Origin of the sequence: Staphylococcus sp. HMSC071G07 (assembly GCF_001811435.1) — a bacterium.
In the GTDB taxonomy this organism is placed as follows: Bacteria; Bacillota; Bacilli; order Staphylococcales; family Staphylococcaceae; genus Staphylococcus; species Staphylococcus pettenkoferi.
Genome location: NZ_KV804759.1, coordinates 76063 through 99379 on the forward strand (window position 1 = coordinate 76063; position 23317 = coordinate 99379).

At 39.4% G+C, this 23317-nt stretch carries 20 protein-coding genes and 1 pseudogene; 18 read left to right on the forward strand and 3 right to left on the reverse strand.

Annotation, left to right across the window (positions count from 1 at the left end):
* Positions 1-194 precede the first annotated feature (194 nt).
* The 3 genes from pruA to HMPREF2802_RS03545 all read left to right on the forward strand — a co-directional run bounded on the left by pruA (position 195) and on the right by HMPREF2802_RS03545 (position 4247).
* On the forward strand, positions 195-1739 hold the full coding sequence (gene pruA, locus HMPREF2802_RS03535; RefSeq protein ID WP_040805936.1) for an L-glutamate gamma-semialdehyde dehydrogenase: 1545 nt from the start codon (positions 195-197) through the stop codon (positions 1737-1739).
* Between the two features lie 450 nt (positions 1740-2189).
* The gene (locus HMPREF2802_RS03540) at positions 2190-3569 is read left to right on the forward strand and encodes an MFS transporter (protein ID WP_070502780.1); all 1380 of its coding nucleotides are present in this window, start codon (positions 2190-2192) and stop codon (positions 3567-3569) included.
* Between the two features lie 156 nt (positions 3570-3725).
* Complete coding sequence (locus HMPREF2802_RS03545) at positions 3726-4247, forward strand: methylated-DNA--[protein]-cysteine S-methyltransferase (protein ID WP_070502781.1); 522 nt, start codon at positions 3726-3728, stop codon at positions 4245-4247.
* A 164-nt stretch (positions 4248-4411) separates the two neighbouring features.
* Here the strand turns inward: HMPREF2802_RS03545 and HMPREF2802_RS03550 are convergent, their stop codons facing one another.
* Positions 4412-5578: a hydroxymethylglutaryl-CoA synthase gene (locus tag HMPREF2802_RS03550; protein ID WP_070502782.1), complete on the reverse strand. Its 1167-nt coding sequence runs from the start codon at positions 5576-5578 to the stop codon at positions 4412-4414.
* Positions 5579-5678: 100 nt separating this feature from the next.
* Here HMPREF2802_RS03550 and HMPREF2802_RS03555 point away from each other — a divergent pair, with 100 nt between their 5' ends.
* The 3 genes from HMPREF2802_RS03555 (at position 5679) to nhaC (ending at position 9862) form a co-directional block, all read left to right on the forward strand.
* Positions 5679-6830 carry a thiolase family protein gene (locus HMPREF2802_RS03555; protein WP_070502783.1) on the forward strand — a complete coding sequence of 384 codons (1152 nt, stop codon included), beginning with the start codon at positions 5679-5681 and terminating at the stop codon, positions 6828-6830.
* A 3-nt stretch (positions 6831-6833) separates the two neighbouring features.
* Positions 6834-8114 carry a hydroxymethylglutaryl-CoA reductase, degradative gene (locus HMPREF2802_RS03560; protein ID WP_070502784.1) on the forward strand — a complete coding sequence of 427 codons (1281 nt, stop codon included), beginning with the start codon at positions 6834-6836 and terminating at the stop codon, positions 8112-8114.
* A 293-nt stretch (positions 8115-8407) separates the two neighbouring features.
* Positions 8408-9862 carry a Na+/H+ antiporter NhaC gene (gene nhaC / locus HMPREF2802_RS03565; RefSeq protein WP_002470880.1) on the forward strand — a complete coding sequence of 485 codons (1455 nt, stop codon included), beginning with the start codon at positions 8408-8410 and terminating at the stop codon, positions 9860-9862.
* A 219-nt stretch (positions 9863-10081) separates the two neighbouring features.
* Here nhaC and HMPREF2802_RS03570 read toward each other — a convergent pair whose 3' ends face one another.
* Positions 10082-10297, reverse strand: coding sequence for a sterile alpha motif-like domain-containing protein (locus HMPREF2802_RS03570; RefSeq protein WP_002470888.1), 216 nt, complete (start codon positions 10295-10297; stop codon positions 10082-10084).
* Positions 10298-10536: 239 nt separating this feature from the next.
* Here HMPREF2802_RS03570 and HMPREF2802_RS03575 point away from each other — a divergent pair, with 239 nt between their 5' ends.
* The 12 genes and pseudogenes from HMPREF2802_RS03575 to HMPREF2802_RS03625 all read left to right on the forward strand — a co-directional run bounded on the left by HMPREF2802_RS03575 (position 10537) and on the right by HMPREF2802_RS03625 (position 21181).
* A complete protein-coding gene (locus HMPREF2802_RS03575; protein WP_070502785.1) occupies positions 10537-11412 on the forward strand; it encodes a cidABC operon transcriptional activator CidR in 876 nt (291 codons plus the stop codon).
* Between the two features lie 160 nt (positions 11413-11572).
* The gene (locus HMPREF2802_RS03580) at positions 11573-11962 is read left to right on the forward strand and encodes a CidA/LrgA family protein (RefSeq protein WP_002470898.1); all 390 of its coding nucleotides are present in this window, start codon (positions 11573-11575) and stop codon (positions 11960-11962) included.
* Positions 11959-12645, forward strand: coding sequence for an LrgB family protein (locus HMPREF2802_RS03585; RefSeq protein ID WP_002470900.1), 687 nt, complete (start codon positions 11959-11961; stop codon positions 12643-12645). Before HMPREF2802_RS03580 ends, HMPREF2802_RS03585 begins: the two co-directional genes overlap by 4 nt.
* An 81-nt stretch (positions 12646-12726) precedes the next feature.
* On the forward strand, positions 12727-14469 hold the full coding sequence (locus HMPREF2802_RS03590) for a pyruvate oxidase (protein ID WP_070502786.1): 1743 nt from the start codon (positions 12727-12729) through the stop codon (positions 14467-14469).
* A 264-nt stretch (positions 14470-14733) separates the two neighbouring features.
* Positions 14734-16122: a YfcC family protein gene (locus HMPREF2802_RS03595; protein WP_070502787.1), complete on the forward strand. Its 1389-nt coding sequence runs from the start codon at positions 14734-14736 to the stop codon at positions 16120-16122.
* A 110-nt stretch (positions 16123-16232) separates the two neighbouring features.
* Entirely contained in the window at positions 16233-16796 is a 564-nt protein-coding gene (locus tag HMPREF2802_RS03600) for a GNAT family N-acetyltransferase (RefSeq protein ID WP_070502788.1), read from the forward strand.
* 24 nt (positions 16797-16820) lie between these two features.
* A complete protein-coding gene (locus HMPREF2802_RS03605) occupies positions 16821-17357 on the forward strand; it encodes a VOC family protein (protein ID WP_070502789.1) in 537 nt (178 codons plus the stop codon).
* 21 nt (positions 17358-17378) lie between these two features.
* Positions 17379-17606 (forward strand): annotated as a pseudogene (locus tag HMPREF2802_RS12460) (pyridoxal-phosphate dependent enzyme); the annotation flags it as partial.
* A gap of 35 nt (positions 17607-17641) precedes the next feature.
* Complete coding sequence (locus HMPREF2802_RS03610) at positions 17642-18346, forward strand: pyridoxal-phosphate dependent enzyme (RefSeq protein WP_308409854.1); 705 nt, start codon at positions 17642-17644, stop codon at positions 18344-18346.
* A gap of 169 nt (positions 18347-18515) precedes the next feature.
* Positions 18516-18848, forward strand: coding sequence for a thioredoxin family protein (locus tag HMPREF2802_RS03615; RefSeq protein WP_002470885.1), 333 nt, complete (start codon positions 18516-18518; stop codon positions 18846-18848).
* A 141-nt stretch (positions 18849-18989) separates the two neighbouring features.
* On the forward strand, positions 18990-19502 hold the full coding sequence (locus HMPREF2802_RS03620; protein ID WP_070502790.1) for a GNAT family N-acetyltransferase: 513 nt from the start codon (positions 18990-18992) through the stop codon (positions 19500-19502).
* Positions 19503-20197: 695 nt separating this feature from the next.
* Entirely contained in the window at positions 20198-21181 is a 984-nt protein-coding gene (locus HMPREF2802_RS03625; protein WP_070502791.1) for an alpha/beta hydrolase fold domain-containing protein, read from the forward strand.
* Between the two features lie 105 nt (positions 21182-21286).
* On the opposite strand, the gene HMPREF2802_RS03630 is transcribed toward HMPREF2802_RS03625, so the two are convergent.
* Positions 21287-22444, reverse strand: a complete 1158-nt coding sequence (locus HMPREF2802_RS03630; RefSeq protein ID WP_070502792.1) for an ArgE/DapE family deacylase — start codon at positions 22442-22444, stop codon at positions 21287-21289.
* Between the last annotated feature and the right edge of the window lie 873 nt (positions 22445-23317).

Sequence of the window (23317 nt, forward strand, 5' to 3'; positions counted from 1 at the left end):
ATAAACTACGCTAAACTATTGCAGATAAAGCGTTTTACACCTGAAAGGTAATATTAAAAAGAGATGAAATCTTAGTAAATTTCTAAAAATTATTTGTAAGCGATTGCAATTATTAGAAAAGACAGATAAAATACATAGCAACAGTGGATATTTCCATTAAAGTTTTCTATTAACAAACATTGGGGGTAGAAATGATGGTAAGAGAATACAGAAGTGAAGCAGGAATCGATTTCTCTCAACAAGAAAATGTAGAATCATTCCAGCAAATGTTAAGTAAAGTGAAAGGTGAATTCAGCCAAAAAGTACCTTTATGGATCAATGGCGAAGAGAAATTCACGAAAGATACTTTCACTTCTATTAATCCAGCAAATACTTCTGAAGAAATTGCTGAAATTTCTAAAGCGACGAAGAAAGATGTAGATGCTGCATTTGACGCGGCGAATGAAGCATACGAGTCATGGCGTAAATGGCAGCACCGCGATCGTGCAGAATTTATGTTACGTGTAGCTGCATTAATCCGTCGTCGTAAAGAAGAAATCGCTGCTGTAATGGTTTACGAAGCAGGTAAACCATGGGATGAAGCTGTAGGCGATGTTTGTGAAGGTATCGACTTTATCGAATACTATTCACGCTCAATGATGGAACTAGCGGATGGCAAACCTGTCTTAGACCGTGAAGGCGAACATAACCGCTACTTCTACAAACCAATTGGTCCTGGTGTCACTATTCCACCATGGAACTTCCCGTTCGCGATTATGACAGGTACAACTTTAGCGCCAGTTATCGCTGGTAATACTGTATTACTCAAACCTGCTGAAGACACAGTGTTAACTGCTTATAAGTTAATTGAAGTGCTTCAAGAAGCAGGCTTACCTAAAGGGGTAGTTAACTTCGTACCAGGTGATCCGAAAGAAATCGGTGACTATCTTGTAGATAGTGTTCATACGCATTTCGTTACTTTCACAGGATCTCGTGCGACAGGTACACGTATCTTCGAAAGAGCTGCCAAAGTTCAAGAAGGTCAACAGTTCTTGAAACGTGTCACAGTTGAAATGGGCGGTAAAGATGCGATTATCGTTGATGAAGACGCGGACACTGATTTAGCTGCTGAATCTATTGTTTCATCAGCATTTGGTTTCTCAGGTCAGAAATGTTCAGCATGTTCACGTGCAATCGTGCATAAAGCAGTTCACGATGAAGTGTTGGAAAAAGCAATTAAGTTAACGAAAGACATCACATTCGGTAACACTGAGAACAATACTGAAATGGGTCCAGTAATTAACCAAAAACAATTTGATAAGATCAAGAACTATATTGAAATTGGTAAAAAAGAAGGTAAATTAGAACATGGTGGCGAAACTGAAGACGAAACAGGTTACTTCGTACACCCAACAATCTTCTCAGGATTAAAATCTAAAGACCAAATCATGCAAGAAGAAATCTTCGGTCCAGTTGTTGGCTTTGTAAAAGTGAGCAGTTGGGAAGAAGCGTTAGACGTGGCTAACGATACAGATTATGGTCTTACAGGTTCAGTGATTACAAATACACGTGAACACTGGTTACAAGCAATTGAAGACTATGATGTAGGTAACTTATACCTCAACCGTGGCTGTACTGCAGCTGTGATGGGCTACCACCCATTCGGCGGATTCAAGATGTCAGGTACAGATGCGAAGACAGGTGGACCAGACTACCTCATCAACTTCTTAGAACAAAAAGTCGTTTCAGAAATGTTATAATTTCGTGAACTTTAAAGCGTTCTAATCTCATATTAATCTAAACAAGTTAATATAAGTCTCAGTAAGGGCAGGACACTGTGAATGAGGTGTTCCTGCCCTTTCAATAGTAGAACGTGTGGGAGGAACGCGAGATGAAACGTTGTATATATTTGGTGTTAGCTATTGTTACCGGTATTATCTATATCATACTGAGTGCTTTGTATCCTCATCTTGAGCTCGTGATGTGGTTTCGTTCTATTTTATTCGTGGCTTTTATCTTTTTTGTGTTATATACATTTAGTGATGGTAAAAGTGAGGGCAAATGAGATTGATGATGTGCTTGTAGTAACAGGATAGAAAAAGCACATTTTAACTAAATGAGTCTGAAAATTCGGTTAAATTTATTTCGAAAATATATACACAATGCTACAATTTAGTTATAAGTTAAGGGGTTAAAGGGGATGTGGTGTAATGACAGCATTATCTAGTAAGAGAAAGCAGCGTAGTTTGATCGTAGGCGTGATGTTATCAATACTGACATACTGGCTATTTGCGCAAGCGTTGCTGAATATAGGGCCGCAAATTCAATCAACGTATCATGCCTCTCTCAATATCGTGAACATTTCTGTCAGCTTGACTTCGTTCGTCACTGGCGTCTTGATGGTTGTAGCTGGGAACGTGGCGGACAAGCTAGGGAGAGTGAAGATGATTTATCTTGCGCTCATCTTAAACGTGATAGGTTCGCTGCTGCTCGTCCTGACTGGCTACATTAGTTTGTTCCTACTTGGTCGAGTGATTCAAGGCTTCTCAGCTGCGATTATTATGCCAACGACAATTGCTCTGTTTAACGACTACTTCGACGGTGAAGCACGTAAGAAAGCGTTGAGTTATTGGTCGATTGGGGCATTCGGTGGGACTGGCTTTGCTTCTACCTTCGCAGGCTTAATTTCAACTTATTTCGGGTGGCAATACATCTTCATCCTATCTATTGTGATTTCTATCGTGGCTTTTTGGTTGTTACGAGACATTTCTGATAGACAACGTCAGCGCGATACCAGTGCACATTTCGATTTGGTAGGTTTAGTGATCTTTATCGCGATGATTGCCAGCATTAGTTTCGTGATTACGCAAGGTTACAAGATGGGCTGGACGCACCCGTACTCATTAGGTTGCGTGCTCGTATTTGTAGTGAGTGTGGTTCTATTTATCTTTGTAGAACAACGTCGGGCAGAACCTTTTATAAATTTACGATTATTTAAAAATAAAGCCTTTGTCGGCGCAGTTATCGCGAATACATTATTGAATACTTGCGTAGGTGTCATCGCACTAATTAACATTTTTGCGCAAGGCAGTTTGAAATTGAATTCGTTTCAAGCTGGATTGCTTACTCTGCCGTACGTGATTGCATTGTTGATTGTGGTACGAGTCGGTGAGAAAGGAATTAATCGCTTTGGTTCGAAAGTCATGTTGGTGGGTGGTCCAACACTTTCTGCAATCGGAATTGCTTTATTGAGTATGACGTTTTTGAGTTCATCTAGCTATCTCGTACTAGTAATTATCGCGAGCGTGCTGTTTGGTACAGGAACAGGATTGTTTGCTACTCCGGCATTGAATACAGCGGTTTCAACGACGCCTCAAGATAAAGTAGGTGTTGCTTCAGGTATTTTTAAAATGGGTTCCACACTTGGTGGCGCATTTGGCATCGCAATTATTACTTCTGTATATGAAGGTGTGCTTTCAAGTGGTAAGTCGGTTTCTCAAGCAGCAAGTTACGGCTTTCTCACTGGTGTCTTGATGGTCGTGATTGCTATTATCGTAGGTGGATGTTTACTACCTCGAAAAGAGAACTAATGAGTGCAATAACGATGAAATTTGTTTCATTTTCCAAAGTTGCAGTAACTGAAAAAAGCCTCGAAAGACATGAGTAGAAACTCCGAAAGTGAAATTTTACAAACTGTAGACTCTTAGGCTATGATAGAGAAAATGATTTGAGAGATGAGGAATACTATGCAATATCTAACACACTATCAATCACCTATAGGACAATTGACGTTAACTTCTGATGGCAGTGCTTTAACTGGCGTATGGCACGCGAACCAACAAGATTTCGCAGATCAGTTTAATGATACCTTTGAAGAAAGTGACTTGCTGGTCTTTGCTAAAGCACGTGTGTGGTTAGACGCTTATTTCAAAGGTGAACGACCAGAGATCGATTTCGAGTTAAATCCACAAGGGTCAGAGTTCAGACAACAAGTATGGCATTATTTGCGACAAATTCCGTATGGCAAGACGGTCACATATAGTGAAATTGCTAAAGATATCGCGCGTTTAAGAGGTAAACAGAAGATGGCAGCTCAAGCGATAGGTGGAGCGGTAGGAAGTAACCCTATATCTTTGATTGTGCCCTGTCACCGTGTAGTGGGTAAGAATGGTAACTTGACCGGCTACGGGGGCGGCTTGGATGTTAAAATGCAGCTTCTAGAATTAGAGGGCGTAGATTTAGGTGATTTCTATTTGCCGATTGAATGAGTAAAGAGGTAGGGAGGTGTTGAGTCTGATTATAAGCCTTTCTACATAAAGAAGTCGCACTATCATGTTGTCATAACAGTGCGACTTTAAGCCCTAATATCTCAGTGGCGCAGTGAATCTGTGTAATGGATGAGCCTTACCCTTATCCAGTGAATATTAAATTATTATAAGGTATTATAAGAGCGGATATGATCTTCGATGTGATCTAAGTAGAATGCACCTTTAGGTGTTTCTGCAAGCTCAGTATCGTGATCAAATTCCAAGTTGTCAAAGCGTTTGAAGAATGATTCATACTCTTCAACAGACAATGCTTTTCGGTTGTTCATTAAAGCTTTATGTTCATCAATTGCTAAAGCATCACGATAACCTTCAACTAGTTTACCAGAGAAGAATTCACCTACTGAACCTGAACCATAACTGAAGAGACCAATGGTTTGACCAGCTTCTAAATCATGTGTTTCTAATAATGAAATCAGGCTGAGGTAGAGTGAACCTGTGTAAATGTTTCCGACGTAACGGTTATAATATGTTGCTGCGTCGTATCCCTCTGTAAGACGTTTCTGAGTTTCATCTGAAATCTCATCTGTTAAGATAGATTCAAGCGCTTTTTTACCCATTTTAGTAAATGGAACGTGGAAACATAGACTCGCAAAGTCATCTAAAGAATGATTATAGCGCTGAGCATACGCTTTCCAACTTTCTTGGAAAGAGTGAATATACGCATCTTTAGATAATTTACCAGCAACGAGTGGATACATATGGCCAGTCGGTCTCCAGAAATCATAGACATCTTCAGTAAATGGCACAGCATCATCATTGAGTTCAAGAATGCGAGGATTGTGGCTGAGCATCATTGCTACGGCACCCGCACCTTGCGTAGGTTCTCCGCCTGATTCAAGTCCGTAACGTGCAGTATCACTAGCGATAACGAGCACTTTCTCATCAGGACGTTGTTGAAGATAATCTTTAGCAAGTTGGATGGCTGGAGTAGCCGCGTAACAAGCTTCTTTCATTTCAATACAACGCGCGAAAGGTTGAATACCGAGCAGGTTGTGAATTTGAACTGCAGATGCTTTCGCAGAATCAATTGCTGATTCAGTGGCTACAATCACCATAGAAACCGCTTTCTTATCATCGTCTGAAAGAATATCTTTAGCTGCGTTAGCACCCATTGATACGATATCTTGACTTACAGGACTGACAGCCATCTCTGTTTGGTCTATGCCTTTCAAGAATTTATTCGGATCAACGCCGCGTGCTTCAGCTAATTCTGCCATATAAACGTAGAATTGTGGAATGTAAAAGTTTATTTGATCTATACCGATAGTCATGATGTATCGACCCCTTTCTTATGTAAAAATAGCAATTGTATCATATCAAAATACAACCTATAAATACAGTAATTACAAAGTAAACAAAGGAGAAATTTATATGAGTAATATCGCTATTGTTAGTGCGAAACGTACACCCATAGGGAGATTTAAAGGTAGATTGCGTAACTATAACGCAGTTGAACTAGGAACGAAAGCATTGAGTGCAGCTATTGAAAGTGCAAACGTTAAATCTGAAGAGATTGAACAAGTCATCTTCGGTAATGTGTTACAAGCAGGTCTCGGACAGAATACAGCACGTCAAATTAGTATTGCGTCTGGCATACCAGAAACTTCACCAGCGATGACGATTAACGAAGTATGTGGTTCAGGTCTTAAAGCCATTATTCTAGGTAAGCAGCTCATTCAACTTGGCGAAGCGAAAGTCGTAGCAGTAGGTGGCGTTGAAAGTATGACCAACGCACCGAAGCTGTTATTAGGGGAAGACGAGAAGCCTGTTGAAAGTTTCATGCATGATGGCTTAACAGATGCTTTCCATAACGTGCCAATGGGCGTAACTGCTGAGAAGATTGCTGATAAATATCAAGTATCACGTGAAGCACAAGATACTTTCGCTAACAACTCACAACAGAAAGCAGCTCAAGCTACTGAAGCAGGCAAATTCAAAGATGAAATCGTGCCTCTTGAAGATGCTGACGGCGAAATGATGACGACCGACGAAGGCATCCGTGGTAATAGCAGTGTAGAAAAGCTTGGCACACTAAAGACAATCTTTAAAGAAGATGGCACTGTAACAGGAGGTAATGCTTCTAGTATTAATGACGGTGCGTCTGCGCTCATCTTGATGGATGCAGATTATGCGAAAGAGAACGGTTATGACATCTTAGGTCTTATCGGAGATTATTCAGAAGTGGGTTGCGATCCAGAGATGATGGGTTACGCACCATATCATGCAGTTTCTCACTTATTAACTAAAATGAATAAACAAATGACAGACATCGATGTTGTTGAAATGACTGAGGCATTTGCTGCACAAAGTATTCCGGTTAAAGAACACTTGGGTATTCCTGATGAGAAATTTAACCTTCATGGTGGTGCGATTGCTTTAGGACATCCTATTGGAGCGAGTGGTGCCCGTTTAGTGACAACCTTAGTAAATATCTTATCTCAAGAGGATAAACAATCAGGTATCGTAACAGCTTGTATCGGTGGCGGCTTAGGCATCGCATTACATGTGGAAAGAGGAGAGTAGTTTATGAAGCCTTTGGATAAATCATTTAGACATTTGTCGCGTGAAGATAAGCTTGAGATGTTAAAGTCATACGGTTGGTTGAACGACGATGACTACGCTACGTTGAAAAATTATGCCATGATTAATGAAGATGTAGCGAATAGTTTAATTGAGAATGTAATTACGCAAGGCGCGCTACCAGTGGGTTTACTACCGCAAATTGATGTTGAAGATCAATCTTACGTGGTGCCAATGATGGTTGAAGAACCTTCTGTAGTCGCTGCGGCAAGTTATGGTGCGAAGCTCGTTAACCGAACAGGCGGGTTTAAAGTCGTTTCTAGTGAGCGTTTGATGATTGGCCAAATCGTCTTTGATGGTGTCGAAGATACAGAAGTATTGGCGGAACAAATCAATCAATTTGATCAGCAGATTAAACAAATTGCTGATGAGGCTTACCCTTCTATTCTAAAAAGAGGGGGCGGCTATCGTCGCTTTGAAATTGATACGTTCCCTGAACAACAGTTACTCTCATTGAAAATCTTCGTAGATACGAAAGATGCGATGGGCGCGAACATGTTAAATACAATGTTAGAAGGTATCGCTGCATATCTTAAAACGGAAATTCCTGAAAGCGACATCTTGATGAGTATCCTATCCAATCATGCGACTGCTTCTGTCGTTCATGTACGAGGCGAAATAGCAGTAGATGATTTAGGAAAAGGTGAGCGAAGCGGTGAAGAAGTAGCGCGCCGAATGGAACGTGCATCTGTACTAGCTCAAGTTGACCCTCATCGTGCCGCAACACATAATAAAGGTGTAATGAATGGCATTCACGCTGTTGTCTTAGCTACAGGGAATGATACACGAGGAGCCGAAGCAAGCGCACATGCATACGCTGCTAAAGATGGCCAGTACCGTGGTATTGCGACTTGGAAATATAATCAAGAGCGCCAACGCTTAATCGGTGATATCGAGGTACCAATGACGTTAGCGACAGTCGGTGGTGGAACGAAAGTGTTGCCAATTGCGAAAGCGTCGTTAGACCTACTGAACGTGTCGTCAGCTAAAGAGTTAGGCGAAGTCGTAGCTGCAGTAGGTCTTGCTCAGAACTTTGCGGCATGCCGTGCATTGGTATCAGAAGGCATCCAACAAGGGCATATGAGCTTACAATATAAATCATTAGCGATTAGTGTCGGTGCTCAAGGCGAAGAGATTGCACAAATTGCTGAGTACTTAAAGCAAGCCGATCGTGCAAACACTCAAGTTGCTGAAGATAAGCTCAAAGAATTAAGATCACAACAATAATAAAATTAGTGAATGAGGGATAGTCGTTTTGTAACAAAAGCAATTAGCGTACTATCCCTTTTCTTATTACAAACGATTTGAAAAGGTTATAAATAAGTTCACAAATTTTTATTATTTTCATACCACCCCTTTATATCCTTATCAGAATCACTTCATACAGAATTGATAAAGTGAAAACATTATTTATTTAGCATGTAAGAAGTTGCAAAATTCAATAAATGAGTTATGATATTTTGTAAGCGTTGACACATTTAATTTTTAAATGATCAACGTGGAACAAAGGGGTGTAAGAAATGTCAAAGGATAAGAAGGAAAAGAGTGAGAAAGTTAAGAAGAAAATAGGGGTACCTTCGGCTTTACTCACACTCGCAATAATGATTGGTACTATGCTCTTCTCAGTAGCAGTACTCGGTAAAGAGCCTCACATTCCGCTCATGATTGGTACTGCTACCGCGATTATCGTAACGATGTTCCATGGTTATGATTTCGAAGAAGTAGAAGAGATGATGTACAAAGGTATTCGTCATGCGTTACCAGCCATCGTTATTATTATGTTAGTCGGGCTAGTTATCGGATCTTGGATTGGCGGCGGTGTCGTAGCGACGATGATTTATTATGGTTTAAGACTGATTAATCCTACATATTTCTTAGTTGTAGTTATTATACTCTGCAGCGTAGTTGCACTAGCAATTGGAAGTAGTTGGTCAACGATGGCCACAGTAGGCGTTGCTTGTATGGGTATCGGTATTAGCATGGGAATTTCATCTGGTATGGTTGCAGGTGCAGTCATTTGTGGATCTTACTTTGGTGACAAGATGAGTCCACTCTCAGATACGACCAACCTTGCATCTGGCTTAACAGAAGTCCCATTGTTTGATCACATTAAGCATATGTTCTATACCACGATTCCCGCTATTGTCATTACTTTGATTGTTTATTTCTTTATCGGATTACGCTACGGAAATCGTAACTTCAATAGTGGAAAAATCGACAAGATTCTCAATACGATGAATGACAACTTTACGATTACGCCATGGCTATTGCTTGTACCAGCCATCGTTATCATTCTCGTCGTATTGAAAGTACCAGCTATTCCAGCGATTTGTGCAGGTGTAATCTTAGGGTTCTTCTCTCAAATCTTTATCCAAGGAGATTCCCTTACAGATGCACTAACAGCATTACAAACAGGTTATTCTATTCACACTGATAACCATATGGTTAACGAACTCTTTAACCGTGGTGGTTTAGAAGATATGTTCTACACCATCTCGCTAACACTTGTAGCGATGACTTTTGGTGGTGTGCTTGAATATTCTGGTATGCTTGCTGCTTTAATCAATGTTATTTTAAAATTTGCGAAACGCACAGGTTCACTTATCGCATCAGTTATCGTGTCATGTATCGGTACGAACTTCACTTGTTCAGAACAATATATTTCAATCATCGTACCATCACGCATGTTTGCGGATGCATTTAAGTTGAAGAAATTACATGCGAAGAACCTTTCACGAGCGCTTGAAGATGGTGGAACGTTAACGTCAGTGTTCGTTCCGTGGAATACATGTGGGGTGTTTATTGCGACGACATTAGGCGTGTCTGCAGGAACATACGCACCGTTTGCCATCTTGAACTATATTGTACCAGTTATTTCTATTATATATGGTTATACTGGCTTTAAGATTGTGAAAGACAAGACTGCTAAAGTTGAAAATCCTGAAGGCTTAGAAGAACATTTAGAAACTAAATAGTTCAGGTTTAAGTAAGAGTTAAGGTCTTATTTAAGCTGTTTGCCAACTCAGGTATAAAGAATTGTATTGTCACGGGGGAGAAACTTCGGAAGCTCATTGATTTCAGTTTGTCTCCCGTTTTTTGTATATAAAAAAGGGAGAAAGTACGTTAATGCACGAACTTTCTCCTACGCATCATGAGGTGATGGCAAGCCTATCTCTCATGAAATACTATGGCTACTACATGAGGACGAATTGGCTAAATAAGTCTAAGGCTCTCTTAGTGATACTGAGCAACTCAGTATCAGTCCAATTGTGTTCACGACAATATGTCAAGATGCTTTCTGGATCAGAAACATTTTTAGGGAAATTGACATCTTGATTAATCTCATCAGCCAATTCACCTAAAGGCGTGTCATCACCTAGAAAGTTCTGCATAAAATCGTAGAAAGTCATACATCACCTCTTCTAGAGCCACAAGTCATTATACCATAATCTATATTTGGTATTAAACACATTCATGTAATTGTCAATTTTAATACTGGGTTGAAAAGGGTAGTGGGCAATCAGACTCACCACACACCTGATGATAATCGTTAACAATAAGGAAAGAAATTGAGCTAAAACTCCCATTTTAGCGCAAAATAAGGTAGTATTAACAGTGAAGAAAGTGATAGATGAGGGGTACGCATCCTATGGATATCAAACAAATGACATATTTCGTTGAAGTCGTGGAACATGGTGGAATGACGAAAGCTTCGAAGCATCTGTATATCGCTCAACCAACGATTAGTAAAGCGATTAAAGATTTGGAAAGTGAATTGGCGATGCCATTGTTCGATAGAAGTAAGCGGCAATTAGTGCTCACAGATGCGGGAGAAGTCTTCTATCAAAAATGTACAGAAATACTCAATTTATTTAATGATTTACCGAAAGAAATTAATAGTTTGCTCGGACTCGAGACAGGTCATATCAGCATCGGGCTTTCAGCAGTGATGAATATGAATCAATTTATTGAAATCTTGGGCGAGTTTCATCAGCGTTATCCAAATGTAACTTATAATCTAGTGGAAAATGGCGGAAAGATGATTGAATCTCAACTGGTCAATGATGAAATTGATATCGGGATTACAACATTGCCAGTAGATAAAGCCATCTTTAATTCCATACCACTTTATCAAGAAGAACTGCGTTTAGTGACGCATAGAAATCATGCATTGGCGACGAGGGACACCGTCAACATGAAAGATCTCATTAATGAGGACTTTATCTTATTTAATGAGGATTTCTATCTTAATGACAAAATCATTGAAGCGACAAAGAACGCAGGTTATATACCGAATACAGTTTCTAAGATATCTCAGTGGAACTTTATTGAGAATCTATTAAATGCACATTTGGGTATCAGTATACTACCAGAGAATATCGTGAAGATGTTAGATAGTCACTTCTGTAATATACCGATCGATGACAAATCTATGTCTTGGGAACTCGGTGTTGTCTGGAAGAAAGATAAATATTTAAGCTATGCTACGCGTCAGTGGATCGAGTTTATGAGCGAGCGGCTCTAACGAATGTATGAAATATTATTATGAAAGTGAACGCTTTCATAGAAAAAAGTAATAGGTCGTATTTAAATTCAATATTTTAAATATATTGGGGTATGGATTAAAATATATAGTGTACAAAAGAGATAAAGTTTAACTAAATCTTTTGAGAGGGATGAAAAGCATGCAGTTTGCTTGGAAAGTAGTGAGAACATTACTCCAAATACTGTTGTTGATGGGGGTTACGTATGTTGGCAGTGTGATCCAGCGTATATGTCATATTCCTATTGCGGGAAGCATAGTTGGATTGATACTGTTATATTTGCTGTTACAATTTAAGATTCTACCAGAAAAGTTCATAAGTTCAGGCGCAAACTTTTTCCTTGCGACAATGATATTCTACTTTGTACCATCTGTAGTGGGCGTTATGGATGTGGCTTCGGATATCAATTTAAATTTCATCGTATTCTTTATACTCATCATATTAGGTACATGTTCTGTGGCGCTAGTATCAGGGTACATTGCTGAGAAGATGGTTAAAAGGGTACATGCTAAAGAGAGTGATTCGCAATGAATTTCTTACATGCATTGCTCATGATCGCTCTTACTGTTGTCGTATACGCCGGCGCGCAAAAGTTACAGCGTAAATACCGCACACCTTTGCTCAACCCCGCATTGGTCGCATCACTCGCAATCATCATCGTGCTACTCATCAGTGGTACGACATATAAAAACTATATGGTTGGCGGTAAATGGATTAACTATTTGCTCAACGTCAGCGTTGTTTGTCTTGCTTATCCCCTCTATCAGAATCGTCATAAGATATGGGCATACGCAAGAGTTATATTTGCAAGCGTCTTCGCTGGTGTGCTCTTCAATTTTTTGTTAGTATTTACAGCGTTGAAACTTCTCGGTTACTCTAAAGAAGTTATCGTAACTGTCTTACCGAGATCTATTACAGCTGCAGTAGGCATCCAAGTTTCTCATCAGCTTGGAGGTACTGACACCTTTGCTGTACTCTTTATCATCACTACTGGTTTGCTCGGTAGTATGATAGGTTCCTATTTACTTCGCCTTGGACGTTTCGAAACATCCATTGCGAAAGGCCTGACTTATGGGAACGCTTCTCACGCCTTTGGTACAGCGAAAGCACTTGAGATGGACATTGAATCTGGTGCCTTTAGTTCAATAGGTATGATTCTAACAGCAGTCTTAAGTTCAATCCTCATTCCCATATTCATCCTGCTATTATATTAAGTTGTAGTATTTGTGTTTGAATAGTAACGCACTTCGTCACAAGAGAGATAAAAATGATAAATCGAAAGGGGCTTTTTCAAAGTGGCAAAAATTAAAGCAAATCAAGCACTCGTTAAAGCATTAGAAGCATGGAATATTGATCACCTTTATGGTATCCCTGGTGACTCAATCGATGCAGTCGTAGATAGCTTGAGAACAGTACGTGAAGACTTGAAATTCTATCACGTACGTCATGAAGAAGTAGCAAGCTTAACAGCAGCAAGCTACACTAAACTTACTGGTAAGATCGGTGTAGCATTAAGTATCGGTGGTCCTGGTATTGTCCACTTATTAAACGGTATGTATGATGCCGAAATGGACAACGTGCCACAACTTATCTTAGCAGGTCAATCAAACAGTACAGTGCTTGGTACGAAAGCATTCCAAGAGACTGATATTCTTAAAATGGTTGACGGTGTTGCTGTATACAGCCACCAAATTACTAAAGATGACAAAGACATCTTCGGTATCGTAAACGAAGCGATCCGCACAGCTTACGAGAAAAAAGGTCCAGCAGTACTCGTACTTCCAAATGACTTATTAACTCGTAAAGTCAAAGATACTACAAGCAAGAAAGTAGATACTGCACCACCAGCACGTATCTCACCAAAACCACGTAGTATCAAGAAAGCAGCTAAACTTATCGATAAAAGTAAACGTCCAGTTGCCTTAATCGGTTTAGGTGCGCAACACGCGAAAGAAGAAGTGCGTGAATTTATCGAAACTGCTAAGATTCCAGCAGTTGTGACTTTACCAGCTAAAGGTATCTTACCTGACTCTCACCCTTACAACTTAGGTAACTTAGGTAAGATTGGTACGAAACCTTCATACCAAACTATGCAAGAAGCTGACTTGCTTATCATGGTAGGTACAAACTACCCTTACGTTGATTACCTACCTAAGAAAAACATCAAAGCAATCCAAATCGATACTAACCCAGATGCAATCGGACACCGTTTCGATGTTAACGCAGGTATCGTAGGTGACAGTAAAGTTGCATTAACTCAACTTACTGAATCAATCAAACATGTTGGTGAACGTGACTTCTTAACTAAGACATTACAACGTAAGGCAACATGGGATTCTTGGATGAAAGCAGACAAAGCTAACGAAAGTAAACCAATCCGTCCAGAACGCTTAATGGACGCAATCAACAAAGTACGTCACGACGATGCTGTATTCTCAGTAGACGTTGGTACTTCAACTGTATGGTCTACACGTTACTTGAACTGTACTGTTAACAATAAATTTATCATTTCTAGTTGGTTAGGTACTATGGGCTGTGCATTACCAGGTGCAATCGCATCACGTATCGCTTGGCCAAACCGTCAAGTTATTGGTATCGCTGGTGACGGTGCATTCCAAATGGTTATGCAAGACTTCGCTACAGCAGTACAATACGACCTACCAATGACTATCTTTGTTCTTAACAACGAACAATTATCATTCATCAAATACGAACAACAAGCAGCAGGTGAATTAGAATACGCAATCGACTTCACTGATATGGACTTAGCTAAATTTGCTGAAGCTTGTGGCGGTGTAGGTTACACACTTAAAGACCCTAGCCGCGTAGACGATGTTGTTGCAGAAGCATTAGAACAAGATCGTCCAACAATCGTTAACGTATACGTTGACTCAACTGCAGCTCCACTACCAGGTAAGATTGTTAAAGACGAAGCAATCAACTATGGTAAATGGGCTTACAGATCTATCACTGAAGATAAAAAATTAGATTGGGACGAAATCCCACCATTATCAACAGCAGCAAAACGTTTCTTCTAATTTAATTAATTATTAAACCTATCCTTTCCCGTATAATACCGAGCCGTCATGGCTCGGTATTTTTTGTTGCAGAACAGAAGTCTTTGACTTCGTAGTATCTGCATGCGCAAGGCTGACTCAACTTCATGGCGGCGTAAGCCATTATGAAGTCAGACAGCCACTCCGTGTGTTATTGGGAGAGAGATGTCACAATATAACTTCCTTTTGTTTTCTTCTGCTAACCTAGGGTATTCATATAAAAATGACTAACAGGAGTGGAACAAAATGGGAAAATCTAAGAAACTACAAATCAAAACACCACACACCTATGCTTTATTAATTATGATTATTATTATTGCTTGGGTGCTGACATACTTAATTCCAGCTGGAGAGTATCAGAGAGAAAAGAAGGGTGGACAAACCCTTGTGGTGTCAGGAACTTATCACGAGGTCGCTGCGCATCACGGTTCATTTTTAGAGGTATTTAGAGCTATACCACAAGGTTTAATTAGTGGTTCTGAGATTGTATTTTACATCTTCTTAGTGGGTGGCGCCTTTGGGATCATTCATAAAACAGGCGCTTTTGAGAATGGTGTCAATAAAGCAATGTATGCGCTAGGTAAAGCGAATTATCTCATGATACCTTTGACGATGACGGTATTTTCAATCTTAGGCTTTTCAATTGGTCTAGCTGAGGAAACGATTATCTTTGTACCAATCGGAATACTTATCGCACGCACATTAGGTTATGACGCGCTAACAGGTGCAGCTATGGTTATTCTAGGAGCTGCAAGTGGTTTTATAGGAGGAATGTTAAATCCATTCACAGTAGGTGTAGCTCAAAAAGTAGCAGAATTACCGATGTTCTCTGGTTGGGGACTCAGAACAATTATTTATCTCTTTATCTTAATAGCTGCGATTACTACTGTAATGAGATATGGACATAAAGTGAAGAAAGATAAGACGAAGAGCTTAGTTTATGATTTAGAACAAGAAGAGAAGGATTTCACGAATAAGAAAGCGGCTCAACAGTTTAGTAAAAGGGAAGCACTCTGTTTACTGCTTATCATCTTAGCCATATTAATTAACGTGGTTGGTATTTTTACATTAAACTGGTCATTTAATGAAATGAGTGCTAACTTCTTAATGATAGGTATTATGGCTGGATTTGTCGGTGGACTAGGATTTAATGGTACGTTTGATGCACTCATTGAAGGCATGCAGAATGTGCTTTTTGGAGCACTCGTTGTTGGGTTTGCAAAAGGTATTATCGTTTTATTAGAAGATAGTAAAGTTATTGATACTATTGTACATGGTATGACGACACTTTTAACGGACGTGCCATCATCATTCGTTATCTTAGTTATGTTTGTGTTTCAATTTTTCTTGAACTTCTTTATACCTTCTGGTTCAGGTCAAGCATTAACAACAATGCCTTTAATGGTACCTATTGCAGATTTATTGCATATCAATCGACAAATGACAGTATTAGCTTTTCAATATGGCGATGCAATTAGTAATGTGCTATTTCCAACTTCAGCTATCTTAATGGGAGCACTTGCTGTTGGAAAGATTCCATATACGCAGTGGTTAAAGTTTGCTTGGAAACTGATTTTACTATGGGTCATTATTTGTGCAGTAGCAATGTCCGTTGCGCTCTTGTTTGGATATTAGATAAAGATGTTCAAAATATTTTTAACCACAAAGGCACACAATCTAAAAATATTGAACTATTCTGATAATAGACTTATGATAGGTGTAATACCTTTAAGGATGTGAGACCTATGTCGGATTTATTATTGAAACTAGAGGTAGACGACCACATCTATCTAGCACAACCCGAAATGTATATGGCGGAAGAACTGTACCATGTTATTCAAGATAATATGATGCATCTTAAACCATTTCTCGACTTTATTGATGAATCAGTTTCTATTAAAGATGAAGAAAATTATTTAAGAATGATGTTACGCCTTCAAGCTGAGGGTAAAGGACGCGTCTTCATTATTTATTATGATAATCAACTGATTGGTACGGTGGATATTCATAATGTGAACACTCATTTTCAACGTGCTGAGGTAGGATATTGGATAACTCAGGCGTTTAGCGGGAAGAACATCATTACAAGGTGTCTTAAGGCCATGTGCGACTTTGTGTTCACACATCTAAATATCAACAAATTAATGCTATTTGCTGAAGTAGACAACACGGCGAGTAATAAAGTCGCTACGAAAGCGCATTTTCAATACGTAGGGCAGTTGCGTGAACACTTGTTGACACATGGCCACTTTAAAGATGCGAATCAGTATGAGTTGTTGAAAGCAGATTATTATAAAATGACAAAGTAAAACCGTTAAAGAGGAGGAATAACTGTGGCAATCACAAGAGGCATTAATCATATCGGACTAACTGTACCAGACATGGAAGAGGCGACACGATTCTTCAAAGAGGGTTTGGACGGTAAGATTGCTTATGATAGCCAAACGAAGACAGAAGAACCGCGTGGTGGACGGCATGTAGAGCATATTCTCGGACTTGAACGTGGAGCTCAAATTATCCATAAACGCATGATGGTCTTTGGCAATGGACCAAATATCGAAATGTTTGAGTTCGAAGACGCACATCAGCGCGGTGCAGAATCTCTACAAGATGTCGGATTCACACACATTTCATTCTATGTGGAAGCGGAAGACTTTGACGAAGCATTCAAACGCATTCAAGAGGCTGGAGGCACGCCTTTGTCTGATCCACATAGTAATACACGGTATGAGGATACTGAAGGGAACCAAACTGTTTACGTTAAAGCGCCGTGGGGTAGCTTAATTGAACTCCAAACAGTTCCGAATGGCTTTTACTATCCAGAAGATAGTGAGGCAACGCTATTTACACCTAAATCGACGAAAGACTAAACCAAGAGGGAGCGTGAGCACATGTTAGAGAATAAACTGAATGTTGCACAGTTAGATACGCCGATTCAGAAGTTAGAGAATTTAAGCCAGGACTATGGTAAAAATATTTATATCAAACGGGATGACTTTACAGGTACAGAGCTATCAGGGAATAAGATACGTAAGTTAGAGTATACGATTCAATATGCGTTCGACCATGGTTACGATACGATTATCACGACAGGTGCGGTCACATCGAATCATGCCCGAGCTACGACAGCACTATGCGCTAAGGAGAATCTTGAGTGTCATCTTGTGCTTCCGGTTTCCAACAACTTGTGGAAGGGAATCTGTTCTTGGATCAACTCATGGGCGCTCGAATTCATTCTATTGAATCTAGTGATGAGCGAGATGTTACAATGGAGACAATCGCTTCTGAGCTACAGGAAGAGGGTAAACGACCGCTTATCGTTCCTGTAGATGCTTCAGACTGGATTGGGACACATGGCTACATGAACGCCTATAAAGAGATTCTGAAGCAGGAACATCAACTCGGTATCAAATTCGACGTGATTAACGTTGCTGTGGGTTCAGGAGGCACATACGCAGGACTATGGTACGGTAACCACCATTATCAAAGTAATAAGCAGATTGTCGGTTATGCTGTAGATGCAGATCGTGAGACTTTTACTGAAAAAGTGAAGGATTTAGTGAAAGACTTAGATAAAAGTGTGACAGACTTCAAGACCATCGATATTAACGATTGCTATGTAGGGCAAGGCTATGGTCAAGCGACAGATGAAGAGCTCCGTTTTTACATTGATATCGCTCAGAAAGAAGGTCTGGTGCTCGATCCTACTTATACCGGAAAAGCTTTCAGAGGAATGTTAACAGAACTTGAAAACGGCACATTCGATGATGCTGAGAATATTCTATTTATTCACACGGGTGGCTTACAAGGGTACACGCAAGAAGTGAGAGAACGGATGTTAAAGTTACTTGATAAGTAGAAAGCGTCTAATTGAAGGCCAACAGTTAAGGTTCTCGCTATAACAGAAGACTTGTGTGGGTGTGACCGAATTTCAGCACTGATAACGATTATCCTAGTGACGAATATACGACGTAGATGGTATAGAAACATGCCAAGTTAGTTATTATACAAAATTGAGGTGAGCACGGATGCAACAAATTAACAGTATCGAAGAATTCCACCAATTTATCACGTCACATCCTTTAGTGATTGTACACGTGATGCGCGAGAATTGTAGCGTGTGCCATGCAGTCTTGCCTCAAATAGAAATGATGTTGAAAGATTATCCTGATGTGCCACTTGGCGTGATCAACCAGACGCATCTTGAAGCGATAGCGGGCGAGCTTTCCATCTTCACTGTCCCTGTCGACCTTATTTATCTCGAAGGTAAAGAAATGCATCGCCAAGGCCGTTTCATCGATATGCAAGCCTTTGAACATCAGTTGAGTCAAATGGCCGAGTATGTTTTTAAGGACGAGTAAGGTAACAAGATTTCAGTAATGACAGTTGACGACCCTATAAAGTATTTATCATTTTAATTATAAAAACCATGCATATGTGACGCGCGACGAAATATGATGTATGATAGATATAATTATTTTTATAAGTGGGGGGCTTTTAAAATGAAAATCGAAAGAATATGTCCAGATGAAACCAAGAATTTATACAACTGCATGAAGCAAATCGATAGCGAAAGCCAGTTTATGTTATATGCACCAGACGAACGAAGTTATAACGAAGAGACGCTAAGAGATAATATTAAGCATAACTTCTATATTGGTTTGAAGACAGACGAGGGCGATATTAAGGGCTATTCGTTTGTTCATATTAGTTCAGTAGCAAAAATTAAACATATCGGCTATATCATTACGGGGATTGAAAATAATTACCACCATCAAGGTTATGCGACGCAAATGTTCGAAGAAATCATTAAATGGGCGAAAAATAAAGGACTACGTCGTCTTGAACTCACTGTCCTCACGCATAATAATCCGGCTATTAAATTGTATGAAAAGATGGGCTTCAAGATTGAAGGCATCAAACGTCAATCGATTTATATGGATGGTCTTTATCATGACGAGTTGTACATGGCGATGTTATTAGATGAATCTCCTGAAACAACTTTAGCTTTCTAGAGTGTCTTTCACTGTTTTTTACTGTGTCGCTAAAGAACACTCATTGCTCATTTACGTGATAGTAAAATCGCTGCTTCGTGTTCTTCAGCTCCGAGTAAAAAAGAATGCAAGCCACTCTATAAGAAATGGAGAAGTCCCTCCCGCTGTTTTTTACTTTGTCGCTGACATTATCTCCTCGCTCATTTACGTAATAGTAAAATCGCTGCTTCGTGTTCTTCAGCTTCGAGTAAAAAAGAATGCAAGCCACTCTATTAAGAAATGAAGAGTCCCTCCCGCTGTTTTTAAATTGGCACTGACAGTATCTCCGATCACCATTAGATTTGAACTATTGATGATGTCGGCCGCGCATGTTCAAAGAGAGCCATCTATTTTAAATGGCTTTAATAGTAGAAAGTGTATTGCTCGCTGATTTGCATAAATAATAATATGATTTATTTAAAGTTTAGCCCTCATAATCTATTTAACGACAGTCAACTTTAACCACACACTCTTCTTGCACATAAGATAGAGTGTTTTTTTACTTTTCTCAAACGCCATGTGAGCTATTTTACAGAAAATAAGTAGTGGATTTGAATCTCAATATGAAGCGGTCATGCAAGAAAAATAATATCGGCTCCTCTAGAGTGTTTCACTAAAATTCTGGGTATAAATAAGATACACTAAAGATAAGAGAGCGAACTAGGAGGTAAATAGAATTGTTGAAGAAAGTATTAACTGCATTAGCGGGCGTGGGTGGCCTTGCGTTAGCATCTTATTGCTATGCGCGTATTAAAGAAAGAAGAAGTTATCGCAGCTTTCTACTCGAGCTCAAACTTCGCGCTTCTGGTATGAAGAAGCCATTTACAAATATCTCAGACGCGCAAGTCGCATTGGATAAAGTAAGTCCGCATACGAAAGGGCTATTCCAAGGTATTGACTACAACTTTAAACATAAAGCAGATAAGTTAGAGGTTAAAGGGTCCACAGTGTATGTCGTTAATAATCTCGAGAATCGTCAGCAACCTGTTGTGCTGTACATTCACGGCGGCGCTTGGTTCCAAGACCCAATTAAACCACACTTTGAGTACATCGATGAGCTAGCGGAAACGCTCAATGCGAAAGTGGTTATGCCAGTTTATCCTAAAGTTCCTCATGCAGATTATAGAGCGACATTTGATTTATTAGAGACGCTTTATAAACAATTATTAAAAAGCGTAGAGCACAATCATCAACTTATCTTGAGTGGGGACTCAGCAGGTGGACAGATTGCTTTAGCGTTTGCACAACAATTAAAGCAACTTCATTTACCACAACCTAGCAATATTATACTCAATTCTCCAGTGCTCGATGCGACATTTAGTGACCCTGAAGCGAAAGTGTATGAGCAATTCGATCCGATGATTGGAATAGAAGGAAGTAAATTCTTCCTAGAGTTATGGGCTGGAGACAAAGATTTATCAGACTGGCAAATTTCTCCGATTAATGGGGATCTAACAGATTTAGGACATATTACGATTAACATCGGTACGAAAGAAACGTTATACCCTGAAGCATTGAAACTTTCTTACAAACTGCAAGAGTTAGGTATCGCGCATGATTTCGTTCCGGGTTACAACCTTTACCACATTTATCCTATCTTCCCGTTACCAGAGCGACAAACATTCCTTAGACAGTTAAAGCAAATTGTGAATAAACATTAGTAAAATGTACGATATACACAGAAAAATAGGCGATGCGATGTAAACAATGAATTACGTCGCGTCGCCTATTTTATGCATAGTAGCTATAGAGTTAAATGGTGCTCATTATTTTAAATTTTCCAGATAAGACGGCAACATCTCAGTAAAGAGATCAATGAACGTTAAATAAGTAGATTTCGTCACATATTCATCAACTTGATGCGCTTGGCTAATATGGCCTGGACCGAACATGATGAATGGGAAGTCCTCATCTTTGTCTTGTAATAAATCAGAAGCATCAGTCACACCTGGTGATGGAAGGGCTTCTAGATCTGCATTTAAGTATTGGTGACCCATATTCTGTGCCAATTTCACCAACCCATTAGTACCTGTAGTTAACACAGGTGGACGAGACATGTAAGTATCGACTTCGATGTCTGTCTTATCCGTTTCTACCTCTTTAAGCACGTCTTTGAAGTATGACACAAACTGATCATTGTCATGTTCTGGAATGGTACGAATGTTAAATTCTGATTCCGCATATTCTGGAATAGAGTTCACTTGAGTTCCTCCGTTAAACAACGTCGCATTTAATACAGGTTCACCTAACGTCTCGTTCGTTTGATCGAATTTGTGGAATCCTTCATCAATTTTATAAATAAACTTCACAAGTGGTGAAATCGCGTTAAAGCCTAAGTCAGGCATTGAACTATGGGCAGCCTTACCTGTTGAGCTCACACGAATATCCATAGAGCCTTTGTGCGCGTAAATGATACGGTCTTCAGACGGTTCAGCAATCACAAGCGCGTCCACATCGTCCATGTAGCCTTTATCGTGGAACGCTTTCGCACCTTCACCCGCAATTTCTTCACCAGCCGTAGCGAGCAGTCGAATTCTACCATGTTTCAGACTCTGAGAAGCGTTGATATCAATCATACTGATCACGAAAGTAGCGAGTCCAGATTTCATATCTGCAGCGCCTCTGCCGTAGAGCTTGCCGTCTTCTTCCGTAAGGGTAAAAGGATCATGTGTCCAGTTATCTTTGTTGCCGGGTGCTACGACATCCATATGTCCAGAAATACCTAGTACAGGTCCGTCTGTGCCAATTTCTGCCACGAGATTTGCGCGTGTGTCGTTGAGTTGGATAATTTCAGATTTGATGTCGTGTTGTTGGAAAAGTTTGTGGAGATATTGGCAGACTTCGAGTTCGTTATCATTCACTGATTCGATTTTGACTAAATCTTTGAGCAGGTTGAGTTTGTCTTTTTCGGTAAATTGACTCATATTAATGACCCCTTTGAGATAAGTTTATAGTATAAGTATATCGAATATTCAGATATTTGTATAATTAAAGGAATTTACTTTTAAGAGCCTATTTTTTAGGCTGCTTGCCTAAGGGCCACCATTCAACTAATTAATGACACCTAGTCGGTATCATTAATGGATTTTCATTGGTGGCTTGTTCCTTCAGGCGTCAGCCTTAATAGGCTCTTAAATAGAATAAACTATACTCAAAGATTTAGGTAGGTTGTGTGGGTAGTAATAAAGAGTATCTATAAAATTATTGTTCACAATTATTCTTTCAGGCATCAGCCTTAATAGGTTCTCATATAGAATAGACTATACTCAAAGAATTAGGTAAGGGTGTGGTAAGAATAGAGAGCTCTGACTTATAAGTTTTTGTTGACGACTATTTCTTCAAACGTCAGATTGGTAAGTCTCTTAATTGGAATTTAAATATACTAATTTTTTCAAAGACATAGGTTGGTAGTGTGTCGAGGGATGATAGCGTTTCTTTGTAAGTTTATTATCAAGAGAGAGTTAAATTATACGTAAAGAAGTAGGCAATGAAAGAAAGAGTGATGTGTGAATGGAGTATGTATTAATGAATGATGACATCATTAATTAAATAATTAGTATTCTACATTCTTAAAATTATTAAACCATAGATTTTGTGGAGAGTGAGATTAGAAATTATTGATTAAGATGTTAACTTAGTAAGAAAACTAATTAGTAAGAGCAGCAGAACGGAAATCCACCTTTAATACAAAAAGAAAGAACAACATAATTTATCATTAAACAATAATATTAGGAAAGTTTTCAATGTCGACTTGAGACACTTGAGGGAACAAGGCTGCAATGAAAATCCATTTCTTG